A 10000-nucleotide genomic window follows, 5' to 3' on the forward strand; every position below is an offset into this window, starting at 1 on the left:
TCCACAACATTAGACACAGTATTAGAAGTCACATTAAACGGACTAGTACTACTATCAACAGTCCCATTATTCAACAACACAGTACCATTAGGCGCAGAAGCATTCACAGTACCATTAATCATAACCCGGAATATATCACCAACACCCATGTATCCGGCTGGGAAAATGGATGTATTTGTAACATTAATTACCAATGGTCCACTGAAACCTGTCCAAACACTCCAAGCTCCCCCATTTACGCTGTATGAGTAGAATCTGGAAAGATAATAACTGGATAATGTATCATCTTTGAGTGTTACATCCCGAGCCACGCTTGGACCTGTGTTAGTTAAAGTTAAAGTATATAGAAGGCTGTTGCCGGCTATTACGATGTTGGTTGGGTTGTTCTCTTTCAATAAGGTTAAAACGGCTGTTTGGGTCACGTTGGTTGATGCTGTGCTATTATTATTGCTTGGGTTAGGATCTGTTGTGTTTGAAGTTACATTAACAGTGTTGTTTAGAATCCCTGCTGGTGCTGAAGCAATGACATTTGCTCTGATGCGAACACTGGTGGAATTTCCAGATATCATATTACCCAGAGTTAAACTCCATGGGCTGGATGTGATGGCAGTCCATGTTCCAAAGTTTAAAGAGTATTCAGGATTAGCTAAGTATGTGAACCATGGTGCGGAGAAAATATCATTCAAGGTGACATTTTCGGCTGTGTCTGGTCCCAGATTGGTAACGGTTATGGTGTAGGTTACTTGTTGTCCTGCATTAACCTGAGTATCTCCATTTTTAATAACTTGAAGGTCTGCCCCTATGATGTGTATCTGGGTGCTGTTGTTAGTAGTGTAGTTTCTTCCACCGCTGGATATGGACGTGTAATTTAGAATGGCAATGTTGGTAATGTTCTGACCTGCCAGGATGATGTTGTTGTCCACTGTGCAGTTGAATAGAATAGTTGAGTAGTCGTCCAAAGCCAGGAATGGACTTTTGAATGTTAGCAGGTTTCCAGCTTGAGTGAAGCTCCAACCAGGACATACCTCTGAGCCTGTGACAAAGGTGATTCCCGTTGGTAATGTATCAGTAATTATTAAGTTATATGCATCGGCTGTGCTGGAGGGGGTGTGAGTTATGAATAAGGTATATGTGAACTGTTCTCCGATATTAAGGTTGGTTTTGCTTGGTGTTTTGGTAATCTGAAGGTTTGGTTCGATTATTTGTATTGTTGCTGTGTCCTGACCTGCATTGACATTATGTCCGGTTATGTTGCGGTAGAATAAGGTTGCAGTGTTGGTCAAATGCTGTCCGTTGTAGTTTCCAGAAATATCCTGCACCAGAACTGTGTAGTTTATGGTTAAATTTCCCTCCTGGGTAACAGTTACATTTCCAAAGTCAATTTCATAGGTATTGCCACCAAGGAATGTTACCACAAACTGGTTAACACTAATTCCTGGTGTAGCTGCATAGGAGAATCCGCTGGGGGCAAGACCAGTTGGTAAAACATCAATGACTCTTAAACCACTGGTAGATCCAACAGGTAGATTGATGTTGATGGATTCCGTGGCAGTTTCACCTATAGTGAGTGTCACGGTTTTTGTTCCATTTACATTTTTGGACACCCTTGGTGGTCGGGTAGTTACAGTGGCATTAGCAGTGGCAGCTATATCATTAACCGCGCCTGCTGGTTGAGTGGGATCTCCTGTTCTTTTACCATTGGTTTCTCCAGGGTTTCCTGGTGTGGCATTATTGGTACCATGATCCCCTGGGAGGGTGGTTCCAGTTGCATTTACAGTGTTATTGATGGTGGAGTTGAAAATGACCCCCGGTTTAACTGTAGCATTGTAAGTAATGTTGAGGTACTGGGTCTGGTTCATCTGGATGATGGTTATATTTAACAGGTTGGCAGTGGAGTAGTTGTTAAATATTATAGCCGGGTCACTGGGGACTATAATCATGTTAAGATAATCAAGGACATAATTAGTCATGGGATCAGTGATTTGGAGATTATAGGCTGGGGCACCATTGGTATTGTTGTTGTTAAGTAATTGTATGGTGAAGGTGACTGTATCTGATACTGTTAAAATAGTGGGGTTTGCTGTTTTTGTGACCGAAATTTGTGGAACAACAACATTTAGGGTCGTGGGACAGATAGCTGTGATGTTTCGACTTTCACCGGTTGCGTTTGTGAAATTCAAGGTTGCGTTGTTGGGTATTTGTGTTCCTGCCTGGTTGGCAGCTATGTTTAGAACTGTGGTGTTGAAGAGAAGAGTGATGGTTCCGTTGCCAAGACCAGGTCCACCTAAGTTGGTCACGTTCCCCAGAGTAAAAGTTAAGGGGGATAAATTGCTGGGATTTATGCTGATGAACTGGTCAACAAACGAACCGAAATCAAAGCCTGTGGCAGTAATACTGCTAGAACTCCTCTTAATTAGAGCTGAACCGGTATTATAACCTAAATTAGACTGTAAAAGGTCAATTAATGATACATTAAGCGTTTTCCCTTCAGGAACTGTGAAGGTAATCTGGTAGGTGACTACTTCCCCTATGAAGACATTAGGAACTTTTGAGTCTGGTTCAGATGTGGCATTTACTGCCTTGCTTATGGATGGGGAAGTAGTGGTAATATTCACTATATTGGAAGTGTTGGTGTAGTTCCGGGTTTCATTGAAACCAGCAGGCATGGATGAATATAATATACTAGCCCAGTTCTGGAAGGTGGAGTTAGTAGGAGCATCCAGATTCACCTGGACACTGAAAACGAAATTCAAAGGCCCAGAACCATTATTAATAACCGTTCCCGGATTAGCCACAATCCTCACCGTACTACCCGGATAAAAAGTAAACCCAACCGGAATAGACACAACACTCACCGTAGTAGAATCAAACAACACAGTATTCAACACATCCGAAATATCCACTTGATACGCAGGAGAAGTACCAATATTATTAACTCTCAACGTCACAGTAACCACATCACCACCATCCACAAGGGAAGGTGTAACCACCTTAGAAATGGTTAATCTGGGCTCCCTCACAGTCACATCCACATTATTGGTTGTCAAAGATCTAGCACTGCCCGTGCTGTTAGTGAAATTCAAAGTACCATTATTTCTAATCACAACACCATTAACATTACCAGAAATATTCAACACCGTAGCATTGAAAATAAGCGTAATAGTACCATTGCGAAGACCAGAAGCTCCACTATAAGTCACATTACCCAAACTGAAAGTTAAAGGAGTGGTAGAACTTGGAACTATGCTAATAAACTGATCAACAAACGAACCGAAATCAAAACCAGTAGCAGTTATACGACTAGAACTCCTCTTAATCAAAGCAGAACCAGCATTATAACTCAAATTAGCAGGTAAAACATCCACTAAAGACACATTCAAAGTTTTACCCTCAGGAACCGTGAAATTCAATTGATAAGTAATCACTTCACCCACAGGAACCGCATTACCAGGCAGACTCTGCGAAGTAGCATTCAAAGATTTACTAATCGCCGGATTAACCGTTGAAATATTCACCACATTAGAAGTGTTAGTATAGTTCCGGGTTTCATTGAAACCAGCAGGCATGGATGAATATAATATACTAGCCCAGTTCTGGAAGGTGGAGTTAGTAGGAGCATCCAGATTCACCTGGACACTGAAAACGAAATTCAAAGGCCCAGAACCATTATTAATAACCGTTCCCGGATTAGCCACAATCCTCACCGTACTACCCGGATAAAAAGTAAACCCAACCGGAATAGACACAACACTCACCGTAGTAGAATCAAACAACACAGTATTCAACACATCCGAAATATCCACTTGATACGCAGGAGAAGTACCAATATTATTAACTCTCAACGTCACAGTAACCACATCACCACCATCCACAAGGGAAGGTGTAACCACCTTAGAAACGGTTAATCTGGGCTCCACAATGGTGGTATTAACCCATGCAGTAAATGGTGGTCTGGTGTTTTCAGTCCAGTTAAGGGCTACTGTGTTGTTCTTGTTGGCTCCATTGAAGTTGATAGATTGGTTGAGAACTGTGGCATTGAATAATAGGTAAAATGTGTTATTGCTTATAGTACTATTTGTTAATCCGTTGAAGAGGAATGTGACGTTCTGCCCGATAACAGAAACTAATGGAGGAGTTGGTAATGTTCCACTGAAACTTGAAGTGTCAACCCAGTATTCGCCACTTCTATAACTAAATCCTGCAGGTAATGTATCAGTTATAGTTAAGTTAGTTTTTAAACCCTGAGGAAGGGTTACTTGAATTTTATAAGTAACTACTTCTCCTATAGTGAGTAATCCACTGTTCCCATGGATGGTGGAAGTTTCCACAGTTTTGTTTATTTTTGGATCTCCTGTTCTGACCACTCCCCAACCACTATCAGTGTAATTACGGCTGTTGGGATCTGGAACACCACCCACCCATGGCAAGGACCAGTAAGTTGCATTGACAGTATTGTTATAGCTCGGTCCGATAAAGGGCGTGGTTAAAGCTGTGATGTTGAATATAAAGTTTAAGGATTGTCCTTGGGATATGTTACCTCCAGTATAAGTTAAAAGATAAGTTGCAGGGTTGTAGTTGAATGAGAATCCACTTGGGGTGAATACCTCCACTACACTACTCAAATCAAATATTTGACCTGCTCCTGCAAGTGAATCAGTTATGATTACATTATAAGCGGTTGATCTGGCATTGATACGGGTATTATTAACTTGTATAGTTACGGTGGTTGTTTGTCCACCTTCAATGGTGCTGGGGTTGAAAATTTTATTAACTGTTAGCCAGGGTTCAATAATGGTAACTCTTTCTGTATCAGTCAGGGGAGTGTGACCTGGATTGTTCCAGTCAAGGGTTGCAGTGTTATCTCGGTTCCTGCTAGTGGTGTGTGGCGGGTTGGCGGTGTTGTTGTTGGCCATCCGAACCGTTAGGTTAATATAAAAGGTGCGGTTGGTTCCATTGGTAATGTTAGTGGTTCCATTAAAGGCAAATGTTAGAATTTGACCATTCTGATAAAAATTCATGGCAGGTAAGGATATGGAAGGATTGAAAGTGGGAGGGGTGTGACTGACATATACCAAGCCATTGGGCAAGGTGTCCCTGATGAATAAATCCTGTATTTGTCCAGCAGGCAGAGTTATACTGAATCTAAATGTGCCAGTTTCACCTATTGTCAAATTACTGCCCGTGCTTGGCCCTGATACTGATCCTAAATAATCTTTAGAGAAGGTGGGGGATGCTGTTCTCACCGAAGCATTGTCCGAAAATTTGGACTGATCTATTGCCGGACTTCCCACAAAATTGGGGCTTTCGGGTGGGGGTAAAGCAGTAAATTTGGTAATGTTGACGGTGTTGTTAATATATTGTAGGGGATAAACAGTTCCATTCAAAGTGGCATTGTAGGTTATGAGTATGGTGTTATTGGTACTGTTTACTGGATAAATTGGATACAGTGTGCTGAAGTTCAAACCACCGGTGGTGAAGATGTCCATTAGATTTAAACCAGTAATTGCAACCCCATCAACATATCTGGCTGCAATGGTAATGTTAGATATAAATCCTGGATTTGAGATCAGTAGATCGTCTTGCACAGCTACATTGTAAGCTATTCCATGCCCAGTGTTTGTAATGGCAACTGTGTAGGTAACCACATCACCAGCCTGCAGGTTGTTGGTAGGGGTGGCATTTTTCTCAATAGCCAGCATGGGTTCGTTGATTCGGAACTTGATTATAATATTTTGAGAGTCTTGCTCCTGGAAAGTGTTGTTGTAATGAACATTCAGCCAGTTAGTCAGGTATAGACCATCAGCAAAAGGATCTCCAGTAGCTGTAACTGTGAACCATATTTGAGCCAGACTGTAGGGTTGAGTAGCATTAAATATGTTACAATATCGGAAGTTAAGAGTGTTTTGTGCAGTATCTATAACTAAGGTTGGAGTTACTCCACTATTTACAGTTAATGTGTCATTAACCCCTAGTTTCCATCTTCCAGGGAGTGGGGGTGTGTTTATTGTGTCAGGAGTGAGATTTGTGAATTCGCTGGCCCTGAATAGTGGAATTGGAAGATAATCTGTCAGACAGAAGGCCTCCAAGTTGGTTGTTGGTACATATACTTCTAATGAAAATGTTACCTTATCACCGGGTTGTAATTGGATGTTATTGGGGTCAGGGTTATATTGTATTACCCCATTTCTTTCAATGGCGTATACTTTTTTAGTGGAAGTGGGAGTCACTATCCTCACTTCAGAACCACTTGATTCAGTGACCTGTTGAGATGGATTGTTTACCAGGTTGGCAGAAATATCCACCCGATTATTAATGGGATCATTTGAAACTATCTCCGGATTGGCATGAGGGGGATTTACGTAAGTGGTATTAATTCTACTCCAAAAGGTTACATAACCTCTTGTTGCACCATAATTGGTTCCAGTGTAATTACCGCCCTGTAATATTCCAAGATATCCGTGGTCAATTAATAACTGACTGATGTTGAAAGTTATGTAACTAATTCCTGTACTGGGATTGTAAACTAGGTTGAATTGGTAGGGGTTGCTTAGGTTGAAGTTGAAGTCTAACCATCCTGAGCTAGGTCCAAAACCTGGGGGTAGATGTACTCGAAGAGTTGGGTTGCGGTTTTGTCCTTCTACTACTCCGCTGATAAATGACTGACCATCACCGAGGGTGTCGAGTATCACCACATTCTGCAGGGAGAAATAATCAGATACTTGGAAATCAAGAGTGTATCGTATGATGTCACCTGGTTTTGGGCTTACACTACCTACTGGTACTGGTTCAACTTGAGAAGACTTTTGTATGGCAAGTGAACGTAAAGTGAGGGTGTAGTTATCTGCATCGGAAACTATTATGGATTGATAAGTTCCCGTAACATTAGCATTGTTGGTAGCATTGGTGGAAGCTCCAGTATTAGGGTTTAAAACTGGATTTCCATATATGTCTGTTTTGTTGGCATATGCTTTGTAAGTTATTATTTTGGGAGTGTTTAACTTTCCAGTTAGATTTCCTAGGTATACGGACAACCAGTGCTCTGCATTGGTAGGGTAATGAGTGACCGTGGCACCTGAGGGTGGAGTAACCTCAACAAACTCCATATTATATGGCAGGTCATCTCTTACTACCACATCATTGACTGTTCGTCCTCTAGCCACATCAACTGTCAAAGTGTAAGTTCTAAGATAATTGTAACCTGTTGCTGTCTCAGATTCCTCGGCGTTACATTCTTTTGTAATACTTATAACTGTAGGTATTACTTGCCCAGTTGAAGCATTTCCTCTTATAGGGGTGATTCCTGTTTCATTGGCACCAAACCTGAATACTGGGTAACCTGTAATGTTTAGTGGGACTCCCAGGGTTGCGTTACCCAGGAGTAATGCATTTATGTTTATGATGGCTGCAGGTTGACCTTTAGTATAACTACCCAGAGGATACTCCAATATATAGAGACGATATCCAGCAGGACCAGTTACGTTAAGTTTGGAAAGAGGATCCACCAATGGGCCGGTGGTAAAGTTACCCACATATATTACGTTAACAGGCACTGTAAGAAAAGTTACCGCACTAGGATTAAATTCTATCTCAGGCGGCATTATAAGTTGTATTATGGGCCCAAATCCGGTTTCGTTACCCACGTTATCAAAAGTAAGGGTGAAATCGAATGTTTCGTTTAAAAATTGTTCTCCCGGAGTGCTAATGGCTAGTGTAGGTTCTGGTCCGAGCTGGAAATTTATCCAAGCATATAAATTGTGATCCAGTGAATTTGTGTTTGCTTCAAGTGTCACAAGTTTACTTAGAGTCATGTGCCCCGGGTGACTGGCAGTAACATAAAAAGTACGATCATTGCTCAGGAAGGCAAATTGAAAAAATCCATTAGAATCAGTGATGGTTCTAGCCAGTTCAGTTCCATCCATGGAATTCAAAACAAGATTAACTCCGGGGAATGAGCTTCCATTGTTGCATCTGGTAACTATACCATTAATTATGGATTCTTGAACTTGTGAGGTTGGATAAAGGGAAGATGTTGGAGAATTTTGAAGGTCTTGGGCATGATCAGAATCATTCATAGAATTAGAAAAAGAAGATTCAGTAGAAATATTATTATCAGCTAAATTTTCTAAGGCGGAATTATTATCCGTTATGTAGTTCGAACTTTCATCAATGTTTTCAGTTGCTGAAACTGCGCCCAAAGCAAAAAAAACAGTTAAAGCAAAAATAGTTATTAATATTATTTTGTTTTTATCCCAAGACCCCAACATGCAACTCTCTCCCAGAGTATATGATTTGATAAATATATTCAAATTTGATAAATATATTCAAATTTGATAAATATATTCAAATTTGTTCCAAGTTTACAATTTTGATTATTAATTGTTTCTAAACAGCATTGTATATACTTTTTTCTATGAAATCTAATCAATTAAAAAAAACTTTTTATATAGGCTTTAATTCAATTTTTATCTTCAAAAATTGAGATTTTTATGAAAATCATAAATTAGTCGGGAAATTTATTGAATCAACCAAATTCATTATTTCTACTAATAAAATATTATATATAATAATATACTGAAAGTTTTTAAAGAAATATAATTAGAAAAATCTAAAAATTATTCGAGTGAAAAAAATGTGCGAATCAACTGTTTATGATAATAAAGGGATTAAACTGATGGATGATGTTATACATATCAAAGTTTATGGGGATAGAATCGAGATGGTGGACATTTTGAACCAGGGAATGACCGTAGAAGGTCAAATAGTTGAATTAGATCTTGAGAAACATAGTATATTCATAGAAGTGGATGAAAAAGGACTGGTAAAATAGTATCATCCTAAAACTTTTTTAATGATACAAAAAGACATTTTAAGATATTATAAACCTTCATTAGATATGCTAAGATTTTTTTATGAATTATATTTAATCAAATCTATTTTTTATAAAATTTTACGAAATAGAAGATTAGAATTTTGGATTAGAATTTTGAAAATAAATTTTTAATAACCTAAAAATCCAATAAAAAACTAAAAAACTAAAAAAATAAAGAAATGAGGTGGAATATTCCACCAAACTTGTTTTGTCTTATTTTTTTGGGACTGATGGCCTATTTCAGGGACAATGCATCATGTGGACAGGCAGGTATGCACTGGTCACATAGTATACAGAATCCTTTAAGTGGCACCTTATCTTCGGTGAGTTTCAGCATGTTGTATGGGCACACATCCACACAGTCACCGCACTCGGTACACTTATCAGGACTGTACTGAATCCGGTTCCGTTTTACAACTTCACCGTCAATAACTTTGTCCATTTCCACCAGACTTAATGCATCATTGGGACAGGCTACAGTGCATGCTCCACATCGAGTACACATGGCGAATGATGGTTCTCCACCGACTTCTTCGTCTCCTGGAACTTGGAATCCGGTTTTTGTAACCACCCTCATGGCATCATTGGGGCAGATTCGAGCACATGCTCCAACGAATTCGCATTTGGATTCGTCCCATACTAATCCTGACTCTGATGCAGGTTTGGATGGTCCTAATTCGACGTCCAGGTCGATGGCATCCACTGGACACATGTTTTCACACAGTCCACAGTAGGTACATATTTCAGGTAGTTCCACAGTTAGCGAAGAGGCTTTGGGGACTATGAAGTCTCCAGGACAAGCTTCTACACAAACGTTACAACCGATGCATGTTTCTGTGTCCAATTCGAACTTTTTGAGTTCTTTGGTACGTTTTTCTGGTTTTTTGCCTGATATGAACACTGCGTTCCATGGGCAGGTCTGTGAACAGACTCCACATTTGATACAAGTGTCCTCATCAATGGTTATGCTTTCCCCATATTCAGGGAGTGTGATGGCATCCACTGGACATTCGTCCACACACATGCCACAACCTACGCAGTCCACGATGTAGATCGGACCAGTGATGTCCAGGTCCAGTTTTTTGGGTTCTTTTACTCCTTCAACTCCTATGACCTCTACCGGGCATATAT

The 10000-nt window shown here is 40.0% G+C and carries 3 protein-coding genes (1 of these 3 cut by a window edge); 1 reads left to right on the forward strand and 2 read right to left on the reverse strand.

The genetic code is table 11. The annotated features are described in order from the left end of the window. Positions 1-8264, reverse strand: an 8264-nt coding sequence (locus HVN35_02340) for a DUF11 domain-containing protein (protein NYB51391.1), incomplete at its 3' end; no start/stop codon positions are given. Positions 8265-8629: 365 nt separating this feature from the next. Between HVN35_02340 and HVN35_02345 the strand changes: the two genes are divergently transcribed. Further along, positions 8630-8827 carry a CooT family nickel-binding protein gene (locus HVN35_02345; protein NYB51392.1) on the forward strand — a complete coding sequence of 66 codons (198 nt, stop codon included), beginning with the start codon at positions 8630-8632 and terminating at the stop codon, positions 8825-8827. A gap of 277 nt (positions 8828-9104) precedes the next feature. Here the strand turns inward: HVN35_02345 and HVN35_02350 are convergent, their stop codons facing one another. Further along, positions 9105-10000, reverse strand: the 3' portion of a protein-coding gene (locus HVN35_02350; GenBank protein NYB51393.1) for a 4Fe-4S binding protein. 343 nt of this gene lie beyond the right edge of the window; the window shows 896 of its 1239 coding nt (coding positions 344-1239); its start codon lies off the right edge, out of view — the gene reads right to left on this strand; its stop codon occupies positions 9105-9107.

Source organism: Methanobacteriaceae archaeon (genome assembly GCA_013403005.1).
Classification (GTDB): Archaea; Methanobacteriota; Methanobacteria; order Methanobacteriales; family Methanobacteriaceae; genus Methanobacterium.

Bases quoted from the DNA above. Each gene is read 5' to 3' on its own strand.
- HVN35_02345 (NYB51392.1), top strand. From the start codon at position 8,630: ATGTGCGAATCAACTGTTTATGATAATAAAGGGATTAAACTGATGGAT.